The sequence below is a fragment of the Herbiconiux daphne genome (genome assembly GCF_024979295.1).
Lineage (GTDB): Bacteria > Actinomycetota > Actinomycetes > Actinomycetales > Microbacteriaceae > Herbiconiux > Herbiconiux daphnes.
The window spans coordinates 1-519 of the sequence record NZ_JANLCJ010000821.1 but is presented as its reverse complement, the minus strand read 5'-3'; the positions used below and the strand labels follow the sequence as shown (position 1 = coordinate 519).

Annotated in this window: 1 protein-coding gene; it reads left to right on the top strand. The window is 38.9% G+C overall.

What is annotated here, in order from left to right; genetic code table 11:
* Nucleotides 1–226: hypothetical protein (locus tag N1032_RS27875; protein ID WP_259543987.1), on the top strand; the 226-nt coding region annotated here is incomplete at its 5' end.
* Nucleotides 227–519: the final 293 nt, after the last annotated feature.

The following is a 519-nucleotide window of genomic DNA, read 5'->3' as shown; positions in this document are numbered from 1 at the left end:
CTTCGATGTTGATGACCTGAAAACCAAAGCCGGATTGAAGAAACTTGAATTGCAAGTGACTGATTTCAACTCACAACTTTTTGACCTACCTGAAAAGACAGTCGAAGAAGTTGCGGCACTACCCGATCCGATGGAAGTAACCGCAGACAAGTCCGGTGTTGTAGTAAACATCAAGACCAAGGCGAAAAGCGGTCGACCTAAAAAGAAAAAGGATGAAAACAAATGATGATTTTCAGAAATCATTTTCATTTAACAAATTGTTAAATGTATGTTGACGATCCAAAATTTCATATGCTATGATGAACGAGCTTCGATAGTGAAGCTTGTTTTTTTTTTTATTTGCAAAGGTGGTGATACTATTGACGGATTTGGACTATGAAATAATCGCAAGTGGGTCAAAAGGTAATTGCGTCCGGATCGGCAACGTTTTGATTGACATCGGGGTCAAATACGACATGTTCAAACATTCACTATATGATGTTGACATTCTATTGATCACGCATGAACACGGGGATCATC